Raw genomic sequence first — 22033 nt, 5'->3', positions numbered from 1 at the left:
AATTCTAACGTAAAAGATCCTGCATTTCTTCACAGGTCGGTAATCCGGGTCTGGCGCCGGTTTTGGTACAACATAGCGCACCGGCAGCGCTGGCGTAATTCAAAATATCCAACCAGTCTTGGCCGGCGGCCAATGCAGCGGCGAAAGCACCGTGAAAAGCGTCGCCGGCACCAGTGCTATCGATAGCGATCACAGGATAGGCCGGCAGCTCGCCTTGTTCATTACCGCGTTGCCAAATCAAGCCGTTTTCGCCCAAGGTGATCACGGCAGCAGGTGCGGTTTCCGCCAGTCGCCTCAATGCCGTGTGTATGTCTCCGGCGTATTGCAGCGCAAATTTTTCCGAAGCAACCAAATAATCCGATAAGTCCAATAAGCCGATGCTGCCCTCGTGAACCGAGCCGGCATCGAGCACGGTCGGAATACCGTTGTATCTTGCATAGCGTGCCAGTTGTAAGGAAATATTCGGTTCGTGACCGTCGAACAGCATGACCTTGGCTTCGAGGTTCGAATAATCGACCGCACCGGCGTTCAAGGGGCGGGTTGCGCCTTTGTAATTGATCAGCGCGCGCCGGCCGTCGGGTTTGACCAGTATTGCAGAGAGGGGTGTCGGTGCCTTGCCTCTAACGATAAAACGGGTGTCGACGCCATCATCGAGCAATTCTTGCCAATGTTTGCTACCGAATAAGTCATCGCCTAAATAACCGGCAAAAGCCGCCTTGAAACCGAGCCGGGCAACCGTTATCGCGGCATTAGCGGCAGGCCCTCCGCCGCAACCGGCAAAGCGGTCGGCAAACACTTTCTCATCGGTGCCGGGGTGGGCCGGTACCGAAAAAATAAGATCATAAGTGGCTTGTCCTACGCAAAGGACATCGATACAAGTAGTAGGTTGATTCATAAGCGGAATAAATGCTAGTTATTACTGAGGTACAAGTGTAATGCAGTTTATACTTATCGTAGATCAATAGAGAAATTCAGCATAGATTACTCCTTTTATATAATCTCTATTTAAACACTTTAATGCGATAATATTTGACAAATAAACATGCAATCTATTTTCGACGATGAAAAAAAGCCTATCTTTTCGATCCTTTTCGAACGAAGTCGTTAAAAAAGGATCGATCGGTAAAGATGTATACCTTTCGCACTTCAAATTTCGGCAGTGCCCGAGGAGGCGCCGGGGTGTCCGGTCGGTTTTCGCTCCTGCAAAATCGACATTCACGCCATCCATGGCGTTCACAAAGGCTTTGCCAGCATGGAACTGGCATAGAGCCTACATGGACGTATTCACGGCGTCCTTTGACGGACACCCCGGTGCCGAATTTTGATCTACGATGGGTATAGTCAAACAATCGTCAATTGTTTTTCAGGCTCGCGGACTCACCAAAATTTATCGCATGGGAGAAGTTGAAGTTGTCGCATTGCGCAATGTCGATCTTGATCTGTATAGAGGCCAATTTGCCGTATTACTCGGCGCCTCGGGCAGTGGCAAATCTACGCTCTTGAATATTCTAGGCGGTTTGGATACCGCGACTTCCGGCCATGTGCTATACAGTGATAAAGATCTTACCGTCGTCAATGAGAGAGAGTTGACCGCATTTCGTCGAGACCATGTCGGCTTTGTATTTCAGTTTTACAATTTAATCCCGAGCCTACCCGCGCGTGAAAACGTTGCCGCGGTCACCGAAATTGCTTCGCAACCGATGACACCGGAAGATGCGCTCGAGCTTGTCGGCATGGGTAAACGGTTGGATCATTTCCCGGCCCAACTTTCCGGCGGAGAACAACAGCGGGTTGCAATCGCTCGGGCCATTGCTAAAAATCCGTCTGTATTATTGTGCGACGAGCCGACCGGCGCGCTCGACTCATCGACCGGAATCGTCGTTTTGGAAGCGCTCGAGCGCGCAAATCGTGAACTCGGCACCACCACAGTGGTTATCACCCACAACATAGTCATTGCAGAAATGGCGCATCATGTGATTCGGTTAGCCGATGGTCAAATTATAGGATCCGACTTTAATCAAGCGCGAAAATCGCCGTCGGAACTGAGCTGGTAATGCGGGCGCTCAACCGCAAATTACTACGCGATCTCTGGCTAATGCGCGGTATGACCTTGGCGATATCTCTGGTCATCATCGGAGGTATTTCGACTTTTATAATGTCGCGGGTTACCTACGAATCGCTAAAATTAACTCAAACGAGTTACTACATTAATCAGCGTTTCGCCGAAGTATTCGTAAGTTTGGTACGGGCTCCCGAAGCAGCGGCGGAGCGTTTTGCGGAATTGCCGGGCATCAACCAAGTCGAAACTCGCGTCGTGGCGGCTATCAATATCCAGGTAGAAGGTTTCGACGATCCCATTACCGGCCGCATCGTTTCATTACCCGATTTTGGTGCGCCTCGGCTCAATGTGCCATATGTGCGGCGCGGACGATTGCCGGTGGCGGGTGCCGGAAACGAAGTGGCGATTAGCGAAGCCTTTGCCGATGCGCATCGTTTAAAGCCGGGTGATCGTATCGCGGTAATTATCCGAGGACATCGCAAACGTCTTAATATTGTCGGCATTGTTTTAACGCCTGAGTATATGTATGCGATTCCACCGGGAGGACTATTTCCGGATTATCAACGTTACGGCATTTTATGGATGAACCGTAAGGCGCTTGCTACAGCCTACAATATGGATGGCGCTTTCAACAATGTAGTTTTTTCGCTTCAGTCGGGTGCATTCGAGCGCGATGTTATTGATGGAATCGATCTTATTCTTGCTCGTTATGGCGGGTTAGGCGCTTACAGTCGTAAAGATCAGTTCAGCCATCGATTCATTACCGATGAATTGCATGCCCTTGAAATCATGGCAACCATTTTTCCAGTGATTTTTTTGAGCGTGGCGACGTTTCTATTGAATATCGTCATCAGTCGATTGGTGTCCACAGAGCGTGAACAAATTGCGACACTGAAGGCATTCGGTTATGCAACGTCGCAAATTGCCATGCACTATGTCAAATTGATTATAAGCATAACATCTTTTGGGATAGTGTTAGGAGTCGCACTCGGGCTTTGGTTTGCAGACGCCTTATGCAGCATGTATCAACAGCTTTATAGTTTTCCCTATCTTCATTTCATATTGAATCCTGCCGTCATGTCGCAAGCCGTGCTCGTCACTCTATTTGCAGCGCTGGCAGGTACGGCCTTTGCCGTTCGGCGAGCCGCTCAACTTCCACCCGCAGAAGGTATGCGACCGGAACCGCCTCTAAACTATCGAGCTACGCTTATCGAGCGTATCGGTTTACAAAAGCATCTTGACGAACCGTCGCGTATGATAATTCGCCACATCGCGCGGCAGCCCGTCAAGGCAGGATTAACGATATTGGGTATCGCAGCCGCATGCGGTATTTTGATGATGACTAATTTTCAACGGGATGCAATCAATTGGATTATCGAAGTGCAGTATGGCTTGAGTAGCCGTGAAGATTTAACCGTCATGTTCAATGATCCGACACCGTACCGTGCGCTCTATTCGTTAGGAGCATTAGAGGGAGTAAATAATATTGAAGGTTTCCGCTCCGTTTCCGCTCGTTTGGTACATGGTCATCGCAGCTACCGTTTTAAAGTCGACGGCATAGAACCCGGCGGGAAACTCCATAGGATATTGAACCCATCGCTTGAGGCTATCGATATTCCCCAGGAAGGAATTATATTGTCCGACTACCTGGCAACGGAGATTCTCCAAATCGCACCCGGTCAATTACTGACGATTGAAGTTCTCGAGGGCAATAGGTCTGTATTTAAGGTCCCTGTCGTAGGTACTTCGCGGCAATATCTTGGTGTCAACGCATATATGAATCGCTCGACACTCAACCGTTTGATGCATGAAGGCCCCGCGATTTCCGGTGTGCAATTGTCTGTGGATCCCGAATATCAAATCAACCTCTATCACCAACTCCGAGACATGCCGCGCGTTGCTGGAACCATCGTTCGCGATACGGCAATCGAACAGTTCAATGAAATGATGGAAAAAACGATTCTATGGTTTTCCTTTATCACTGCCCTGCTGGGCGCCTTTGTCGCTTTTGGCGTCGTGTATAATTCGGCCCGTATCGCATTTTCGGAACGAAGTCGGGAGCTAGCCTCGTTACGAGTATTGGGTTTTACCCGCGCCGAAGTCGGTTACATCTTGCTGGGTGAAATAGGCTTGCTGACCCTAGCGGCCATTCCTCCCGGTTTTCTGGTTGGAATCGGTCTGTCGAGTTACATTGCAAAGTCATTTTCATCGGATCTTTACCGCATTCCGATGATCGTAGTTCCGTCGACTTATGCTTTAGCGGCTTCCATCGTTTTGATTTCTTTTGCAGTGACTGCTGCGTTGATTTGGCGGCAGTTGAGTCGTCTCGATCTTATCGAAGTATTAAAAACACGGGAGTAAACTAATGCCGTCAGGACGTTTTGTAGGGATATCGGCACTAATGGCGCTTGTTATACTGGCGATTGCATGGGGTTTCTGGCCTAGACCGGTATTGGTCGAAACGAGCATCGTTGCGCGCAGGCCGTTGCGGATTACTATAGAAGAAGAAGGCAAAACACGAGTTAAAGACCGTTACATGCTTTATGCGCCAGTGGCGGGTTACCTTAGACGCATCGATCTGGAAGTTGGCGATGTTGTCGAGCTAGGTCAACCGCTGGCCTTGATTGATCCCTTGCCGCCGACAGTATTGGACCCCCGCAGCCGAGCGGAAGCGGAAGCACGAGTTGCCGCGGCACGCTCAGCCTTAGCGCGTGTCAAGGCTTCAGCCAGACAAGCCCGTGCCGAGGCCGAACATGCCTCGGTAGAATTTCGCCGCCGCGAAGAATTGATGACGCGTAGTTTAATATCGCGTTCGGAATTCGACCAAGCACGCAGTCGTATGTTGGCTTTGAAAGCCGCAGCGCAAGCGGCTAATTCGGCAATCGAGGTGGCCCGTTTCGACTTAGAGGCTGCGCAAGCGGCGCTTCGTTATTCGGCTGTAGCGGATACTTCAAAGCCGGTTGAAACCGTACAAGTGCGCTCGCCTATCGGTGGACGCGTTTTAAACATCGAACAGAAAAGCGCTGGCGTAGTGCCTGCCGGACACTTGTTGTTGGAAGTCGGCGATACGCATAATCTGGAAATCGAAGTTGAGGTGTTATCTCATGATGCGATACGCATCGAACCCGGTGGGCGTGTATTATTGGAGCGTTGGGGAGGCAATGACATACTCGAAGGCATCGTGCGGATCATTAAGCCGACGGGCTTTACTAAAGTCAGTGCGCTAGGAGTCGAAGAGCAGCGTGTAGTGGTCGTCGCGGACATTCGTTCTGCCGCTGAAATCTGGCGGCGCTTAGGCGACGGTTACCGAGTGGAAGCAAAATTCATCGTTTGGGAACAACCAGAAGCACTGACCGTTGCCAGTAATGCATTATTCCGTCACAACGACGGCAGGGCCGTATTTGTTGTTGAAAATGGGCGTGCTCGATTGCGATCGGTACGGACAGGCCAGAGTAATGGCTTATTAACCGAAATTTTAGAAGGGCTCGTACTCGGCGAGAAGGTAATCGACCATCCCGATGATGCGATAGACGAAGGCACGCGCGTTGCGTCATTTGGTTCTTAAGGCAGCGTGTTTCAAAATAACGTTCATGAAGGTCTAGCCATCGCCCCGGCAAATGAAAGTTCTCTGGTGGGGAGGGTACGGTCACTCGCCCGACAGGACGCCGTAAATACGTCCCTGTAGGCTCGACGGCGGCTGTCCTTGCCGCCGACGCCTGCCGATCGAGCAACCGCACCCTCTTCGGAACCATAGGTATCTACACAAGTTTTCAGCTTTATAGAACAATTAGTTAAGTTAATTTTTCTGTTATCTAGGATAAAAAAGTAGACTAAAAACTTCAATTTTTAGTCCCTATCTTCATAAAAAACCAGAAGAAACTTTATAACAGCATGATATTAAAAGATAAAGATGTGTAGATACTTATGCTTCGGAACCGACATTGTTTTTCATATTTCTTATTCCTACGCTCTGCTTCACCAGAGGAATTGCGAACTTTCACAGTAAAAGCCTGCCCTTCTCCGTTTTTCATCCATCCAGGATCTTGAAAGTCAATACATGGGTAAGAATCGGTTATCGTTGTTTAGCGAGTCCCAATAAAATGTGGTTTTATGCCATAATAGCGCGTTTGTTTCCATCATATTTTCGCCGGTTAAGCCATGTCAGACAGAAAAATTCTTGTTACCAGTGCCCTGCCTTATGCCAATGGTCCGATTCATTTAGGACACATGGTCGAATATATTCAAACCGATATTTGGGTACGGTTTCAGAAACAACGGCATCAGCAATGCTATTTCGTTTGTGCCGACGATACGCACGGTACGCCGATCATGCTTAGGGCCGACAGCGAAGGCATTACGCCTGAACAATTAATCGCCCGCTCCGCCGAAGAGCATTTGGCCGACTTTACCGAGTTCGGCGTCGAGTTCGACAATTTTCATAGTACGCACTCTGAAGAAAACAAGTCGCTCGCCGAGTTGATCTATAGACGTTTGCGCGAGGGTGGGCATATCTCATCGCGTAACATCACGCAGGCATTCGATCCGGTCAAAAACATGTTTTTACCAGACCGATTCATTAAGGGCGATTGTCCGAAATGCGGCGCAAAGGACCAGTACGGTGACAGCTGTGAGGCGTGCGGCGCGACCTATTCGCCGACCGAATTGAAAAATGCCGTGTCGGTCGTTTCCGGCGAAAAACCGATTGAAAAAGAATCGCTGCATTATTTCTTCAAATTACCGGATTTCGAGAACATGTTGCGGGAATGGATAGCCGAAGGCCATTTGCAGCCTGAAGTTAGCAACAAAATGAACGAATGGCTCGAAAACGGTCTGCAGGAATGGGATATCTCGCGTGACGCGCCGTATTTCGGCTTCGAAATCCCGGACGCGCCGGGCAAATATTTTTATGTCTGGCTCGATGCGCCGATTGGATACATGGCTAGTTTCAAAAATCTGTGCGGGCGCGAGGAAGACTTGAATTTCGACGATTTCTGGGCCGAGGAAAGCGATGCCGAACTTTATCATTTCATCGGCAAGGACATCATCTATTTTCATGCACTGTTCTGGCCGGCAATGTTGAAGGGGTCAGGCTTTAGGATGCCGAGCGCAATCTTCGCGCATGGCTTTTTGACCGTGAACGGCGAGAAGATGTCCAAATCGCGCGGCACTTTCATTAAAGCGCGCACCTATCTCGACCACCTGAACCCGGAATATCTGCGTTATTATTTTGCCGCGAAACTCGGTTCCGGCGTCGACGATATCGATTTAAACTTCGACGATTTTACCCAGCGCGTCAATTCCGACCTAGTCGGTAAAGTCGTCAATATCGCCAGCCGTTGCGCCGGTTTTATTCATAAACGTTTCGACGGTATGCTCTCGAAACATTGTTCGGAGCCGGACCTGTTCGATTATTTCATCGAGGCTAATGAAGGCATTGCACGTTGTTATGAAACGCGCGAATTCGGTAAGGCAATGCGTGAAATCATGGCGCTCGCAGATCGCGCCAATCAGTATATCGACGAGAAAAAACCCTGGCTGATCGCGAAGGAGGAAGGTCGCGACGTGGAGCTGCATGAGGTCTGCTCGATGGGCATCAACTTGTTTAGATTACTGATCGTCTATTTAAAACCGGTCGTGCCGGCGATGGCGCATCAAGCCGAGATTTTTTTGAACCTGGAACCGGAGGCCTGGCCGGATAAAGCCGAGCCGTTGCTCGATCATCAGATTGACGTGTTTCGGCCGTTGATGACTCGGGTCGATCCGGACAAGATCGCTGCGGTGGTCGAAGCCTCAAAGGAAAACCTGCAAAAAACCGAGGAGCCGAAACCGAAGCGCTTCGAGCCGATCGCCGAGGCTATCGAGTTCGATGATTTCGCAAAACTGGATCTTCGCATCGCGCGCATCGTTAAAGCCGAACATGTCGAAGGCGCGGACAAGTTGTTGCAACTGACCGTCGATATCGGCGATGAAACACGCAATATCTTTGCCGGTATTAAATCGGCCTACGCGCCGGAAGATTTGGTCGGCAAATTGACACTGGTCGTCGCCAATTTAAAACCGAGGAAAATGCGTTTCGGCCTATCCGAAGGCATGGTGCTTGCGGCCGGGCCCGGTGGTAAAGACATTTGGTTGCTGAGTCCGGATCAAGGAGCCCTGCCCGGCATGCGCGTCAAGTGACAGAGTTCAAAGAATGCGGGCAAGCCCACCATTTCTGATAGCGAACAATCACTTGGCTTGAAAGCCCGGTATAGTCAGGCAAAAAAATTGCCCGACACACAGCAGTGGATGGATATACCCGTCGCAGATCAAATTTCGGCGCCTGGGTGTCCGCTAAAGGACGCCGTGAATACGTCCATGTAGTCTCTATGCCAGCTCCATGCTGGCAAAGCCTTTATCGGGGACCCCGACGCCGAAATTTGACTAGTAAAGGGTATAATTGTGCAAAAAGTAGCGACCGAGCGCTAAATTGTTGTGTTGTCCGGAAAGGCTATTGGTGTTTGAGCGTTACTGGCTTCGATAGTCGCGACGAAGGCGTCGCTCCCACAGAGAGCGGCGGACGCTCTGTGGGAGCGATCCCCTGATCGCGATCTCGAGGCCGAAAGTGTTAAGTCGCAATAAATGGTATCGAGGTCTCATTGGTTAAGGTTGCAAAAGGGTAATTTTTGACTTATGTATAACGATGAGCGCTGGAGCTTGGGAAAGAGCGTGGTGCGGGTTGGCCGTTATTAGCTTGATGCCCATGGGTTGTAACCCCGTCCTGCTTAGTAGTGATTTGCGTAGGAATAATGAGCCATTTAAATAACTTCTTATACCTTTCGCACTTCAAATTTCAGCCGAATTTTCATCTACGATTAGTAATTCTTAGACGGCTTCTCGATAAAAAGGGAGTCATCAATCACTGTGTGATGACAAGGCCTCGGTTAGCGCCGATTGCAAGTCGTTATATTCAAAACTGAAGCCAAGTTCATTAATGAGTCTTAATGGCATAACGCGTTGGCTGCCAAGTACTAGTTCCGACATTTCACCGAGCAGTAGCTTCAAAGCCCAAGCGGGAATCGGCAGTAAGGCAGGACGTTTCAAACAGGCGGCTAACGTTTCGGTGAACTCGCGATTGGTGACGGGGTTTGGTGCGGTAGCATTGTAAGGGCCGCGCATTGAGTCGTCGTTCAACATGGCGCAGGCGACGTTGATCCAATCTTGCCTATGTATCCAAGACATCCATTGGGTGCCGGCGCCGATTCGACCGCCCAGGCCAAGCTTGAAGGGTAAGAGCATACGTTGTAGCAGTCCCCCTTCGTGACCTATAACCAAACCGGTTCGTATTAAACAAACTCGGATATCGAGTTGTTCGGCTTGCAGCGCGCTGTTTTCCCAGGCCAAACATAATCGATGTGAAAAATCGTCTTTGGCGGGCGTCTCTTCATCGAGAACCGTGTCGCCTTGATTGCCGTAATAGCCAATCGCCGAACCGCTTATCAAGACTTCCGGTTTTACGGCCAATCCTTCCAGCGTTTCAAACAAACGATCCGTCAACAAGACGCGGCTATCCCAGATAATACGTTTTTGCGCTTCGGTCCATCGTTTATCGAATATGGGCGCGCCGGCCAGATTAATGACCGCGTCGAATCGTTGGTCCGGTGTGATGTCGTCGAGGCTGCCCAGGCTTTTTGTGTCGGGTCCGCAAATTGACTGAACACGTTCGGGATTCCGGCTAAGTACCGTCAGCTGGTGACCTTGACCGCTTAACTGTCTGGTCAAAAGGGTGCCGATAAAACCGGTGCCGCCTGTTAGTAATATGTTCATGACTCGGGCTCCGTAGTGAGAGTGGCAACAACAGATTTAGCGGGTTTGCTTATCAGGATTCCTCGACATGTTGACCGTCGTGTTCCTGTTTTACGGGTAGGAATGATAGTAAACCATAAGCAATGTGTGAAAGACCGGCATAGAGAAAAAACAGTCGATAAGTATGATCGATCGGAATTTGATTGACGCGACCATAAAATTCGAGAGCTCCACTTAACAAAATCAAAAAAAGACCGGCGGCTGTCAATTCTTTATAGCTTTGCTTCATGAAACAATAGGCGAACATCGATAATTCCGCTAGTACAATATAAATCATCATGATTTTGATGTTGTTGCTCAAAGGACCGTAAAGATCGCTATTGAGCTCGAAAAACGTTTGGTCATTCGTAAAGGATAGGGTTGCTGCTGCGACACTGACGGCCAGCGAGACATAATAATTAGCTTCCAAGGCATATTTGAAGCTAGTTAAGCCTTTTATTGCAAAACTATTCATGAAATTATCCTGAAAAAGAAGTCCTCCTGAAAGAACCGAAACAGGAGGACTTTATAGAGGAGGACGTTGACAGCGGCTAGGTTGCCAGACCGCTTTGACCGATGTTACCGCCGCTCGTTGTGTCAGGTGTTACGACGACGGGGGGCTGTTCGTCCTTATCATCATCTTCCGGTACCGGCGGGGCAATTTTTTTGCCTTTCATCAGTTCATCGATTTGAAACTTATCGATGGTTTCCCACTGCATTAATGCTTCCGCCATGTTATGTAAGATTTCCATGCGCTCGGTAAGAATCTGTTTGGCGCGCTCATAGTTTTTGTCGACCAGCGAGCGAATCTCATCGTCGATCAATCGAGCCATTTGCTCGGACATCGCTTTATTTTGCGGTCCGAAATAGCCTTGATTCTGATCCGGGCCGTAATCCATAGGGCCGAGGCGATCGGAGAGTCCCCATTTAGTCACCATGTTGCGGGCCAATTGTGTGGCGCGCTCGATGTCATTGGAAGCGCCGGTTGTCACTTTGTTTTTGCCGTATATGATTTCCTCGGCAACCCGACCGCCGAATAAGCTGGCGATTTGGCTTTCCAGTTTATCCCGGCTGGCGCTGTAGGAATCCCGTTCCGGTAGGAACATCGTGATGCCTAATGCACCACCACGGGGCATGATACTGACTTTGTAGACCGGATCGTGTTCCGGTACGATGCGACCGACGATGGCATGACCGGCTTCATGATAGGCGGTCATCAACTTATCTTCTTCGCGCATCATCATGCTTCTTCTTTCGGCGCCCATAAGCATTTTGTCGCGGGCTTTATCGAGATCTTCCATGTTCACTTCGCGTTTGTTTTTACGCGCCGCGAATAAAGCCGCTTCGTTGATCAGATTCGCGAGTTCCGCACCGGAAAAGCCGGGCGTGCCTCGGGCCAGATCGTTGATGTTGACATCGGCGGCTTGCGGTACTTTTTTGATATGGACGCTGAGTATTTGTTCGCGACCTTTGATATCGGGTAAGCCGACAGTGACTTGACGGTCGAATCGGCCCGGTCTCAGCAAGGCTTTATCGAGCACATCAGCACGGTTGGTCGCAGCGATGACGATGATGCCTTCGTTGCCGTTGAAGCCGTCCATTTCGACAAGCAATTGGTTTAGGGTTTGTTCGCGCTCGTCATTACCGCCGCCCATTCCGTTGCCGCGATGACGGCCGACCGCATCGATTTCGTCGATGAAGATGATGCACGGCGCGCGTTTCTTGGCTTGTTCGAACATATCGCGAACGCGAGAAGCACCGACGCCGACGAACATTTCGACGAAATCCGAACCGGATATCGAGAAGAACGGTACACCCGCTTCGCCTGCAATGGCCCGAGCCAGCAGCGTTTTACCGGTTCCCGGAGGACCGACCATCAATACGCCCCGCGGTATCTGGCCGCCGAGGAATTCGTATTTGGCGGGGTCTCTCAGAAAATCGACCATTTCGACGACGTCTTCCTTGGCTTCTTCGACGCCGGCGACATCGGTGAATTTAACCTTGATTTGGTTTTCCTCGAGCAATTTGGCCTTGCTTTTACCGAAATTCATCTGGCCGCCCATGCCGCCGCCTTGCTGTTTGCGGAAGAAATAAACCCAGACTGCGATCAGCAGTAACATCGGTGCCCATGAGATAAAGATCTGCATCAGCATCGATTGTTTCGGCGGCGAAGCAACTTTGATTTTGACGCCGTATTCCAATAATTCGTCGATCATTTTGGCATCATTTGGGTTATAGGTCATGAACCTTTCCCCATTACGACGACGACCATTGATTTCCTCGCCGTTGATCGTGACTTCAGCAACCACGCCGGCGCGTATGTCTTCAATAAAGTCAGAGTATGACAAGGCATAGTTACTGTCGTTTTGCGGGCCCATTCGGCTAAATGCCGTGAATAGCGTAAGCCCCACCGCTATCCAGATGACGATTTTAAGTGCATTTGATTTCATTTAAATTTTCTCCTCTTTAGAGATGTATGAGGATATCATTCTTCTTTCGAAAAATACCTGAAGAAATCCGATTTCGGTTCCAGTAACAGAGTATCCTGGGTATTTTCGAACGATTTTTGATAGGCGTTCAAGCTTCGGTGGAATGCATAAAACTCTTCATTTTTGCCATGGCTGACCGCATAGATCTCGGCCGACTTGGCATCGCCGCGTCCTCGTATTTGTTCGGCTTCTCGATACGCATTAGCCAAAATAATATCGCGCTCCTTATCGGCCTGCGCGCTAATTTGTTCTGCAAGTTCCGCGCCTTGTGAGCGGAATTCCCGGGCAACTCTTTCACGCTCGGCTTCCATTCTCCGGAATACCGAGCTGCTGACTTCGTCCGGCAGATCGATGCGCTTGATGCGGATATCGACTAATTCGATGCCGTATTGTTCAGCGACCGGGCTTAATTTTTCCATCAACACCTTGCGTAAATTGCCTCTATCCTCGGAAACCAAGTCTTTGATCGTTCTTAAGCCGAATTCGCCGCGCATCGCATCTTTCATAATTTGATCGAGTCGAAGGTTGGCTTGATAAGAATCGCCGCTGACTGTTGTATAAAACAGGCCGACATCGCCAATTTTCCATTTGGCAAAAGAATCGACAATCACATTTTTCTTTTCCGAAGTCAGGAAACGTTCCGATTTGGCATTAAGGGTTTGGATTCGCGCATCGAACGCGCTGGTATTATTGATCAAGGGCATTTTGAAATGAAGGCCCGGCCGATAATCGGATTCGACAATTTCGCCCAAGCGAAATTTGATCGCTTTTTCACTTTCGCCAACATAAAACACCGACATATAACCAAGAATAAGCACCGATAAACCGATGGGAACTAATAATTGTTTAGGTAACGAATTCATAGTCTGCTCCTGCTGGAACGGATTGTTGAAGCATGCACGGGTTTTCGGGCATCGGTTTGTGCGGCCTTTTCGATTTGCGCAATCGAATTTAGGTTAGGAGTACCGACATTTTGATCGCCATTTTTGTGCATCGAATCGATCGGCATGTAGAACATATTATTCCCGTTTTCAACCGCTACAATCACTTTATTGGTATTGCTGTATAACTTTTCTTTAGCTTCAAGATACAAACGTTTGCGGGTTATTCTGGGCGCTTTCTCGTATTCGACCAGTAATTGATCGAAGCGTTGCGTCTCGCCGGTTGCTCTAGCGACCACTTGAGCTTCATAGGCTTCAGCCTCCTGAATCAATCTTGCCGCTGCACCTCGAGCTTTAGGAATCACTTCGTTGGCATAAGCTTCGGCTTCGTTAATTAGCCTTTGTTTATCCTCTCGTGCCCGGATTGCATCCTCGAAGGCATTTTGAACTTCCTCGGGAGGCTGGGCATCCTGTAAGTTGACGCTGGCGATGCGAAGACCGGTTTGATATTGATCCATCGCTTCCTGCACCTGATCTTTGATTGCCGTGGCAATTTGACTGCGGCCTTCGGTTAGGATGAAGTCCATATTATTCTTGCCGATTACGCCCCGCTCGATACTTTCGGTCACTTGCTTAAGCGTGGCTTCGGCATTTTTGACGTTGAATAAATAATCCCTGGCATCTTTGATTTGATATTGAATGGCTAACCTAACGCTGATAATGTTTTCATCCCTGGTTAGCATCAGCGATTCGGGTAAGTCCGATCCGCTTCCGAGTTGACGGCCTCCGGTTTTATAGCCGATTTCAATGAAGCGTTGTTGTTCGACGTTGACGATAGACACATCTTCTATTGGAAAGGGCAAATGCCAATGCGGGCCAGGCATCGTAGTGGCTTGATAGGCGCCGAATCGGGTTTCCACGCCTCGATTGCCTTGGTCTACGATGTAAACGCCACTGCCAGCCCAGGCAATTAACAGCGCGGCGCTAGAGTAAGCAAAGATCGGTTTGGAGTGGCGGTTAAGAAAATTTTTGGGCTTTTTATTGATGCCGCGCCATATATTTTCGAATTGAGCTTCCCAATCGGATTTGGGATTTTCACCTAATTCCTTCGGGTCATTATTTTTATTGTTCCAGGTCATAGCGGACTCCTGATACTCGTGCGTTAAGGCCGGTTTATTTTTTATCCGACCTTTTTATTGTTCGGTGCAATGTCGAATTAATCGCTTGTTTTAGCCGGGTTCGAGAAAATCGACTAAATCGCTGCTGAATTTATTTTTTAATTTCAATAGTGCGCTGTTCTGAATTTGCCTGACCCGTTCACGTGTTAACGACATACGGTCGGCAATGTCTTGCAGCGTCATTTCGGTATCGCTATCGAGCCCGAAACGGCAATTGATAATGTCGGCTTCTCGCTCAGGTAGGGTTTCGATAGCCTTCCTCAAGCAGTTTTTCAATGCCGAATTAGCCAATATACTGATCGGTTGCGGAAAATGGTTCTGCTCCATCGAATCGACGATTGCCGGTAAATCCTCATCATCATTAATATTGTTATCAAGCGAAATGGTCGGTTGATAATTATTGACGATGGCTTTGATTTCCTCTTCAGGCAAGGCGCAGATTTCGGCAAGTGTTTTATTGGTCGGCCATTGGTTGTGTTTGACCAGATAATCGTTCATCGTTTCGAACACCGCGGCCGCTTTTGCCGCAATGTTGTAAGGCAAGCGGACCATTTTTTCCTGTCTGACCATGCCCCGAGTGATGCTTTGTTTGATCCAATAAATCGCATAAGTGGAAAAGCGCACCGATCGCCGCCAATCGTAACGGTCAACCGCCTTGATCAAACCCACAGTCCCGTCTTGAATTAAATCGGTAAATGGTAGCGAAGAATGGTGATATTGACGTGCAATGAAAGTGACTAGCCTAAGGTTGCCGCTGATCATCGCACGTCTTGCGGAAATCATTCGTTGTTGCTCGATCGACGCGGATTTCAACAACTCTAAGTCATCATCGTTGAGTGCTCGATCCTTGAGCCGGCAAGTTAAGACTTTGACGATTTGTTGCAGGAAATTAGGTAAAAGATGAAGATCTTCCAGTAACTGTTTGCATTCGGTAAATGCGGTGCTTGAATGCGGGTTGTCTTTGGCGTTGATCACTTGCTGAAAACACTCTAGTAACTTGCTTGCAAGCTGTTTAGCGGTATCCTGTGCAGCATTGTCCTTTTGTACAGGTTCGAGATTGTTTTTTCTGATAAGCTCGGACAAGTCGGTGCCATCGCCGATAGCGCGAACAAATTCGCCGGCTATAACAGACAGTCCCGAATTCGAATAAATCATCAAACGCGATAAGTTTAAGCGACTTTGTTCCATCTGTTGGGCTAGCGAGGTTAATTCCTCTGCAGTCAAAACCGATGCATTTTGCTGATGTATCAACAACTCGTCGCCTCCGCTTTGCATGAATGTCATTGCGTTATTCGATGAGGATAACTCTTCGGTTTCCGCAAATAAGTCGGCATCTACAGGTTCCGATTCGATTTCATCGGAATCGTTGTTTAGAGTGTCGATTTGCGGCCGGCACGAATCCATAAAATCCGTATCGAGGGAGGCTTCCTTGTATAAACCTCGAAAACTGCCGGAACGGTACTGATTGTTTAGCATTGAATGGTTCATTTGGGTCATAGTGGATTGCCCCTTACCAGGTAACTGGTTATATACCCTGAGTAAATACTTAGTTGAATCAACTAAAGCTTGGATTAAACATTACTCCTGAGTACAATGTTTGTCAAACATTAATCATAAACAAAACCTGTGCATAAATGTATACAATAAAAACCGTGACTTCACTCACAGGCATAAACACCGAAACACTCAGAGCTTGGGAAAGGCGCTACGGAACCGTTAACCCCGTTAGGGATAGCAAGGGCCGGCGTCTTTACACGCAGCAAGATGTCGAGCGTTTGACGCTGCTGTTGGCGGCAACTCAGCAAGGTTTTACGATCAGCAAAATCGCGGATTTAAGTAACGACGAACTGCAGGAGTTGTTGAGCGCCAACCCTAATCCGCCAAATGCCAATCAAGAATTGTTTTTTCTGCGTATCGTCGATGCCTTGCTGCAATTTCGCATGGATACCTGCGAAGACTTGCTAAGGCGGGCGCTGATTGCAATGGATCCCCTGAGTTATGCCCGAGAGGTTCTGTTGCCGACCCTCGAAAAGGTCGGTAATCTTTGGCATGAGGGTAGATTGACCATTGCTCAAGAGCATCTGTTTTCCGCCTGTGTTAAACGTATCGTATTAAGTATGGTAAATCACGAACAGCCATTTTCCGGAACCAATCCCGGTGTGATGTTCGCGACCATGACCGGAGAGCATCACGAATTCGGAATATTGCTGAGTTGCTGGTTGGCCGCTAGTCAACGTTGTAAATGCTATTACATCGGCCCCGATTTGCCATGGGAAGACTTGTTAAACGCCGGAAACCGGCTCAAGCCTTCTGTTATCGTTCTGAGCCTCGCTAATACACCGCCTGAACAAGCCATGGTTCAAAACTTAAACAATCTGGCCGAGGCGTTGCCGAAAGATATCCAGTTATGGGTCGGCGGTACCGGTGCACAGTATTTGTTCAAGTCGAATCAACTGCCGGAACGGTCGGTTTTTACCGCTAGTCTCGACGACTTTTACCATCGAATCGGTCGCTTGATTCAAAGTCGTCCGCTCTCGCGGCCGTTTTAGCGATTCTCGATCGATTGATTTAAGGTCTGACTTTTCAATGCATGAAAAGTTCTTAATTTCTTATCAATACGGTAGGTTTTTTTAATCCAGTCGTTCAAATGACATGAAGACGAGGTTTTTATTGCATTCGCGGCAAATGGCTTTCATAATTCTAGGCTTATTTAACACAGGACTATTGCCTGTTATTGTTGATTCGATGCTCAGATTCTTTTTTACTTTCTCAAATCCAATGCATGGTTGTTTTGGCCGAATATCGTCCGAGCGGATGGTTTATCGCTTGAGGCTGTGCGTGGTTATTTCGGAGTGTAGGGTTAGTTTTATGAAATACATGGCATTAAATATATTTAATAATCAACGATATGCTTAAAATGGGTTGCCGAATAATAATATGAAAAGGGCCCGGATGGGCCCTTTTTTTTGGTTTAACGTTTACACAGTCCCGTTTAAGGGACCCAATTAGGGGGCAGCAATGAACGAAGAAATCAGTCATTTGGTCGAGCGGCTTAACGATGCTGAAAATGAAGATCAAAAAACTGTTTTTGAACAAGCCATAGAAGAACTGGAAAGTACCGAGTTGGCATTATTGTTGGAATCCCTGCCCTTGCACCAACGTTTGGAGCGTTGGCAGCAGGTTCCTGTCGAAGATCGTGTCGATGTTTTGGTTGCCATGCGTGCCGAACCTAGGCAGACCATTATCGAAAGCTTCGAAGAATCGGAATTGCAGAGTTTGTTAAGCGGCTTACATGCCGAGGATTTGATCGAGCTGGCGGAAACATTGCCGGAATCGGTGATAGATACCGCGCTTGGCAATATGGATGCTAGTCAGCGTAAACATTATCAGTTATCGGCGCAATATGACGATGAACGAATCGGCCGCTATGTCGATCACGAGTTATTGATTTTACCAAGGACAGCAAGGGTTAGACAGGCGATGCGCTTGATCCGCAAAAACCTGCCCGAGTATACCGATTGCATTTATCTGATTCAGCGTAATGGTGCTTTCGTCGGCACCGTTCTCGTTCATAAATTGTACGCCGCGGATCCTCTTACGCCATTGGTCGAATTATGTATAGACGATCCCGTTACTGTTTCAGCGGATAGTTATTTAACCGATGCAGCGGAAAAGATGGAGCATTCGGGGCTAACCGCATTACCGGTCATCGATGCCAATCAACTGTTATTAGGCAGAATTACGTTACGCTTGGCTTTGGAAATTACCCGCGAAGAATATGAAAGCCAATTGATGGCAACCGCTGGTATGGATGAAGACGAAGACTTGTTCGCTCCTGTGATTCGTAGTTCCAAACGCCGGGCCACCTGGTTAGGAATTAATTTGATTACGGCTTTTTTGGCTTCTTGGTCAATCGGCTTATTTGAAGGTACATTACAGCAAATCGTTGCATTAGCGGTGTTGATGCCGATTGTCGCATCGATGGGCGGAATAGCCGGTAGTCAGACCTTGACTTTGATAATTAGAGGCATTGCATTGGGTCAAATCAGCAAAGGAAATTTTAAGCCGCTTTTAATTAAAGAGGTCAGCGTCGGCATACTCAATGGCTTGTTATGGGCTTTAGTGATCGGTGTAATTGCAGGCATTTGGTTCGGTAGTCTGTCTATCGGTTCGGTGATTGCGGCCGCGATTGTCGTCAATATTATCATTGCAGCTTTCGCAGGCGTCGTAATTCCATTGGTCTTGGATAAGCTCGATATCGACCCGGCCTTATCCGGTTCGGTCATCCTAACTACTGTGACCGATGTTGTCGGTTTTGTTGCTTTTTTGGGATTGGGGACCGTTTTTTTGTTGCGATAATCAATAGGCTCTTTGCTATACCCGTCATAGATCAAAATTCGGCGCCTGGGTGTCCGCTAAAGGACGCCGTGTCTAGCTAGCTCCATGCCGGCAAAGCCTTTATGAACGCCATGGATGGCGTGAATGTCGATTTTGCAGGAGCGAAAATCGACCGGACACCCAGGCGCCTCCTCAGGCACTGCCGGAAATTGAAGTGCGAAAGGTATAATCAAATGGTAGAGCCCCTCGAATCAACGACGAAATTTGAATTTAGATTGGTATAGAGCCGTCTCAATGCTGTCATAATTCAAAGCGACAATACTCATTATCCTAGAAAAAGCATTTCACCATAAAGATTCACAGCAATTCCCAATTTGGGGATCAAAAAGGGTGTGGAGCGTGCTTGGCGAGGATGTCGGCAGCGGGACAGGTTTTTGCTCCTCGGCAATTGCTCCCGCATTGCCCTACTAGACGCCATCCTTGGCGCTTAGGTGCTGCCAAGTCTCCATGGATGGGTTTACGGCGTTCCTCGACAGGCAACCCCACACCCTAAGATTGGCGAACCTGCTTAGGTAATCTCCTGAAATACTTCATGAACTTCATGGTTGACCTGCCGAGTTTAAGATTATATATATTGTGCCGCTGCTTTATGCTCATCGCATTACGAAACTCGGTTTGCTAAGGGCATAGTCGTATTTTTACAGGAGAAGGCTGATGACCGCACCTCGTTTTTTTACGCCCGAATTGAGTCAAAAACTGGATGGCTTATCCGAATTGGCGCTGGATTGTAATTTTTCCTGGAGTCACCGGGCCGACGAAATCTGGCATCGATTGAATAGCTCCTTATGGGAGCAATCCCGTAATCCATGGCTAGTGTTGCAAGCCTGTTCGGCAAACTTGTTGCAAGAGCTCGCCGATAATGAAGAATTTTGCCGAAAACTGCAAAGCATCGTGGCCGAGCATCGTGCCTCGCTGGCCGAACCCCGTTGGTACCAGAACGAACTCGAACAAAGCACTAAGCTAGCGCAAATTGCCTATTTCAGTATGGAGTTCGGCCTTAGCGAAGCTTTGCCGATTTATTCCGGCGGCCTGGGTTTATTGGCCGGCGATCATCTAAAAGCCGCCAATGATTTGGGCATCCCCCTCGTGGGCGTTGGCTTGTTGTATCAAAACGGCTATTTTCGTCAGGCTTTCGACGATGACGGCAATCAGATCGCGCTCTATCCCAACGCCGATACCGGCGATTTACCGATTTGCCCTGTACGAAAGGATAACGGCGAATGGCTCCGGATAAAACTCAATACCCCGTCGAAATTGTGGATCAGAGTGTGGCAAGCGCAAATCGGTCGAATTACGCTTTATCTATTGGATAGTAACGATCCGGTCAATCATCCGGTCGATCGTTGCATTACCAGCGAGTTGTACGGCGGCGGACTCGAAATCCGTTTGGCTCAAGAAATTTTATTGGGCATCGGTGGCTGGCGAGTGTTGAGAGCTTTAGGCATCAAGCCTGAAGTTTGTCATTTGAATGAGGGTCACGCGGCATTTTTAGTGCTGGAGCGAGCCCGCGATTTAATGAAAGAAACCGGGCTGGACTTTAAAACCGCGCTGAACATTACGCGGGCCGGTAATCTGTTTACCACGCATACGCCGGTCGAAGCCGGCTTCGATCGTTTCAGTCCGGAATTGATTGGAAAACGGCTCGGCAATTATGCGCAAAAACTCGATATCGATATCGAAACTTTATTGAATCTCGGCCGCAATCCGGATTTAAAAACCTACGATAAATCGTTCAACATGGCTTATCTGGCTATTCACGGAAGCGCCGCGGTTAACGGCGTGAGCCGATTGCATGGCGAGGTCAGTCGGCGTATTTTCAGCCCTTTGTTTCCGAATTGGCCGGCGGAAGAAATACCGATCGACCATATCACCAATGGCGTCTATGTTCCGGCATGGGATTCGCAGGAAGCCGACGAATTATGGACCGGTTTGTGCGGTAAAAACCGCTGGGTTTGCGAATACGGCGATTTGCCGGATCAATTCAAGCGGGTCACCAATGAACAGTTATGGAATCTGCGTGCGCAAAACCGAAAATGCTTGGTCGAGTTCGTCCGGGCTGAGTACAGTCGGGAACTCGATGTTCAGGGTAATATCTCGAAAACCGAGCGTAAAGATCAGGTGCTTCGCTTATTCGATCCTAATGTCATGACTATCGGTTTTGCCCGCCGGTTTGCAACCTATAAGCGCCCTAACCTGCTGTTAACCGACCCCGATCGTTTGGCCGCGATACTAACCAATCCCAATCGGCCGGTGCAATTGGTTATCTCGGGTAAAGCTCACCCGGCCGATTTGCCCGGTCAAGTGTTAATCCGAGCTTGGCATGAATTTATCCGTCGGCCTGAAATCAGGGAGCGTGCAATTTTTTTGAGCGACTACGATATGATTACCGCCGAATATTTGGTTCAAGGTGTCGACCTTTGGATCAACACGCCTAGACGTCCTTGGGAGGCTTGCGGGACCAGCGGCATGAAAATTCTGGTCAACGGCGGTTTGAATCTATCCGAACTCGACGGCTGGTGGGCGGAAGCGTACCGCCCCGAAGTCGGCTGGTCATTGAACGGGCAAGAGGTCGAGCAAGCCGATCATGAACAAGCCGAGATACTTTACCGCCTGCTCGAACAGGAAATCGTTCCGATGTTTTATGAGCGTGATCAACAGGGCTTGCCGCGCCGCTGGCTAGCTATCATGCGGGAAAGCATGGCGACGCTGACGCCTTATTTTTCGGCCAATCGCATGGTCAGGGAGTATACGTCCAAGTTTTATTTACCTCTAGCCGAAAGCTATTGCAAAAGGTTGGACGGAAATATGCAGCCGGGTAAGCAGCTGATCGAATGGTTGAAACGCATCGAAGACCTTTGGGCTAAAATTCATGTCGATAATGTGGTGACGGAAATCCGGGAGAAGGACTACGCGTTCAGCATGCAGGTTTATCTTGGGGAGCTTAACGAGGAAGATGTTTGTGTGGAATTGTTCGCGGAATCTTCAGGCGAAGGACGATTTGAGATTCATTCGATGGCGATAGAACAAGAGTTGGCCGGCGCGATAAACGGTTATATCTACAGTGCGACGATACCGAAAACCAGGCCGATAAGCGATTATACGCCCAGAATTAGACCCGGCAATCCGGATTGCAGTTTGCCGTTGGAAGCCAATCAGATTTACTGGGTGCAAGCGCGACAAGGGTAAATTAAATCTTGCCTCGCTTGC

Annotated in this window: 14 protein-coding genes; 7 read left to right on the top strand and 7 right to left on the bottom strand. The window is 48.7% G+C overall.

Annotated features, from left to right (window positions below; all coding sequences use genetic code 11):
* Positions 1–4: 4 nt before the first annotated feature.
* Positions 5–895 (bottom strand): carbohydrate kinase family protein, encoded by an 891-nt coding sequence (locus tag EQU24_RS22000; protein ID WP_017841502.1) that lies wholly within the window; start codon positions 893–895, stop codon positions 5–7.
* A 436-nt stretch (positions 896–1331) separates the two neighbouring features.
* Here EQU24_RS22000 and EQU24_RS21995 point away from each other — a divergent pair, with 436 nt between their 5' ends.
* The 4 genes from EQU24_RS21995 to metG all read left to right on the top strand — a co-directional run bounded on the left by EQU24_RS21995 (position 1332) and on the right by metG (position 8236).
* Entirely contained in the window at positions 1332–2054 is a 723-nt protein-coding gene (locus EQU24_RS21995) for an ABC transporter ATP-binding protein (RefSeq protein ID WP_017841504.1), read from the top strand.
* Positions 2054–4420 (top strand): ABC transporter permease, encoded by a 2367-nt coding sequence (locus EQU24_RS21990; RefSeq protein ID WP_017841505.1) that lies wholly within the window; start codon positions 2054–2056, stop codon positions 4418–4420. The genes EQU24_RS21995 and EQU24_RS21990 overlap by 1 nt, the downstream gene beginning before the upstream one ends.
* 4 nt (positions 4421–4424) lie before the next feature.
* On the top strand, positions 4425–5624 hold the full coding sequence (locus EQU24_RS21985) for an efflux RND transporter periplasmic adaptor subunit (protein ID WP_026130259.1): 1200 nt from the start codon (positions 4425–4427) through the stop codon (positions 5622–5624).
* 593 nt (positions 5625–6217) lie between these two features.
* Positions 6218–8236 carry a methionine--tRNA ligase gene (gene metG / locus EQU24_RS21980; RefSeq protein ID WP_026130260.1) on the top strand — a complete coding sequence of 673 codons (2019 nt, stop codon included), beginning with the start codon at positions 6218–6220 and terminating at the stop codon, positions 8234–8236.
* A gap of 714 nt (positions 8237–8950) precedes the next feature.
* Here the strand turns inward: metG and EQU24_RS21975 are convergent.
* From EQU24_RS21975 to EQU24_RS21950, 6 genes are all read right to left on the bottom strand, one after another.
* Entirely contained in the window at positions 8951–9862 is a 912-nt protein-coding gene (locus EQU24_RS21975) for a TIGR01777 family oxidoreductase (protein ID WP_017841508.1), read from the bottom strand.
* 52 nt (positions 9863–9914) lie between these two features.
* Entirely contained in the window at positions 9915–10355 is a 441-nt protein-coding gene (locus EQU24_RS21970; protein ID WP_017841509.1) for a hypothetical protein, read from the bottom strand.
* 76 nt (positions 10356–10431) lie between these two features.
* Positions 10432–12330, bottom strand: a complete 1899-nt coding sequence (gene ftsH / locus EQU24_RS21965; protein ID WP_017841510.1) for an ATP-dependent zinc metalloprotease FtsH — start codon at positions 12328–12330, stop codon at positions 10432–10434.
* 35 nt (positions 12331–12365) lie between these two features.
* Positions 12366–13232: a protease modulator HflC gene (gene hflC / locus EQU24_RS21960; protein WP_017841511.1), complete on the bottom strand. Its 867-nt coding sequence runs from the start codon at positions 13230–13232 to the stop codon at positions 12366–12368.
* The gene (gene hflK / locus EQU24_RS21955) at positions 13229–14389 is read right to left on the bottom strand and encodes an FtsH protease activity modulator HflK (RefSeq protein ID WP_017841512.1); all 1161 of its coding nucleotides are present in this window, start codon (positions 14387–14389) and stop codon (positions 13229–13231) included. The genes hflC and hflK overlap by 4 nt, the downstream gene beginning before the upstream one ends.
* 90 nt (positions 14390–14479) lie before the next feature.
* Positions 14480–15904 carry a sigma-70 family RNA polymerase sigma factor gene (locus EQU24_RS21950; protein WP_175421718.1) on the bottom strand — a complete coding sequence of 475 codons (1425 nt, stop codon included), beginning with the start codon at positions 15902–15904 and terminating at the stop codon, positions 14480–14482.
* Positions 15905–16062: 158 nt separating this feature from the next.
* Between EQU24_RS21950 and EQU24_RS21945 the strand changes: the two genes are divergently transcribed.
* The 3 genes from EQU24_RS21945 to glgP all read left to right on the top strand — a co-directional run bounded on the left by EQU24_RS21945 (position 16063) and on the right by glgP (position 22012).
* Positions 16063–16977, top strand: a complete 915-nt coding sequence (locus tag EQU24_RS21945) for a MerR family transcriptional regulator (protein WP_017841514.1) — start codon at positions 16063–16065, stop codon at positions 16975–16977.
* Positions 16978–17446: 469 nt separating this feature from the next.
* Positions 17447–18787 (top strand): magnesium transporter, encoded by a 1341-nt coding sequence (gene mgtE, locus EQU24_RS21940; RefSeq protein WP_017841515.1) that lies wholly within the window; start codon positions 17447–17449, stop codon positions 18785–18787.
* Positions 18788–19480: 693 nt separating this feature from the next.
* On the top strand, positions 19481–22012 hold the full coding sequence (gene glgP, locus EQU24_RS21935; protein WP_017841517.1) for an alpha-glucan family phosphorylase: 2532 nt from the start codon (positions 19481–19483) through the stop codon (positions 22010–22012).
* The last annotated feature ends 21 nt before the right edge of the window (positions 22013–22033 follow it).

This window comes from Methylotuvimicrobium buryatense (genome assembly GCF_005931095.1).
Classification (GTDB): domain Bacteria; phylum Pseudomonadota; class Gammaproteobacteria; order Methylococcales; family Methylomonadaceae; genus Methylotuvimicrobium; species Methylotuvimicrobium buryatense.
This window is presented reverse-complemented; position numbering and strand designations above follow the sequence as displayed.

What these genes read in the sequence shown, in the direction of transcription:
- EQU24_RS22000 (WP_017841502.1), bottom strand. Translation starts at nt 895, where the DNA reads ATGAATCAACCTACTACTTGTATCGATGTCCTTTGCGTAGGACAAGCC.
- EQU24_RS21995 (WP_017841504.1), top strand. Translation starts at nt 1,332, where the DNA reads ATGGGTATAGTCAAACAATCGTCAATTGTTTTTCAGGCTCGCGGACTC.
- EQU24_RS21990 (WP_017841505.1), top strand. Translation starts at nt 2,054, where the DNA reads ATGCGGGCGCTCAACCGCAAATTACTACGCGATCTCTGGCTAATGCGC.
- EQU24_RS21985 (WP_026130259.1), top strand. Translation starts at nt 4,425, where the DNA reads ATGCCGTCAGGACGTTTTGTAGGGATATCGGCACTAATGGCGCTTGTT.
- metG (WP_026130260.1), top strand. Translation starts at nt 6,218, where the DNA reads ATGTCAGACAGAAAAATTCTTGTTACCAGTGCCCTGCCTTATGCCAAT.
- EQU24_RS21975 (WP_017841508.1), bottom strand. Translation starts at nt 9,862, where the DNA reads ATGAACATATTACTAACAGGCGGCACCGGTTTTATCGGCACCCTTTTG.
- EQU24_RS21970 (WP_017841509.1), bottom strand. Translation starts at nt 10,355, where the DNA reads ATGAATAGTTTTGCAATAAAAGGCTTAACTAGCTTCAAATATGCCTTG.
- ftsH (WP_017841510.1), bottom strand. Translation starts at nt 12,330, where the DNA reads ATGAAATCAAATGCACTTAAAATCGTCATCTGGATAGCGGTGGGGCTT.
- hflC (WP_017841511.1), bottom strand. Translation starts at nt 13,232, where the DNA reads ATGAATTCGTTACCTAAACAATTATTAGTTCCCATCGGTTTATCGGTG.
- hflK (WP_017841512.1), bottom strand. Translation starts at nt 14,389, where the DNA reads ATGACCTGGAACAATAAAAATAATGACCCGAAGGAATTAGGTGAAAAT.
- EQU24_RS21950 (WP_175421718.1), bottom strand. Translation starts at nt 15,904, where the DNA reads ATGCTAAACAATCAGTACCGTTCCGGCAGTTTTCGAGGTTTATACAAG.
- EQU24_RS21945 (WP_017841514.1), top strand. Translation starts at nt 16,063, where the DNA reads ATGTATACAATAAAAACCGTGACTTCACTCACAGGCATAAACACCGAA.
- mgtE (WP_017841515.1), top strand. Translation starts at nt 17,447, where the DNA reads ATGAACGAAGAAATCAGTCATTTGGTCGAGCGGCTTAACGATGCTGAA.
- glgP (WP_017841517.1), top strand. Translation starts at nt 19,481, where the DNA reads ATGACCGCACCTCGTTTTTTTACGCCCGAATTGAGTCAAAAACTGGAT.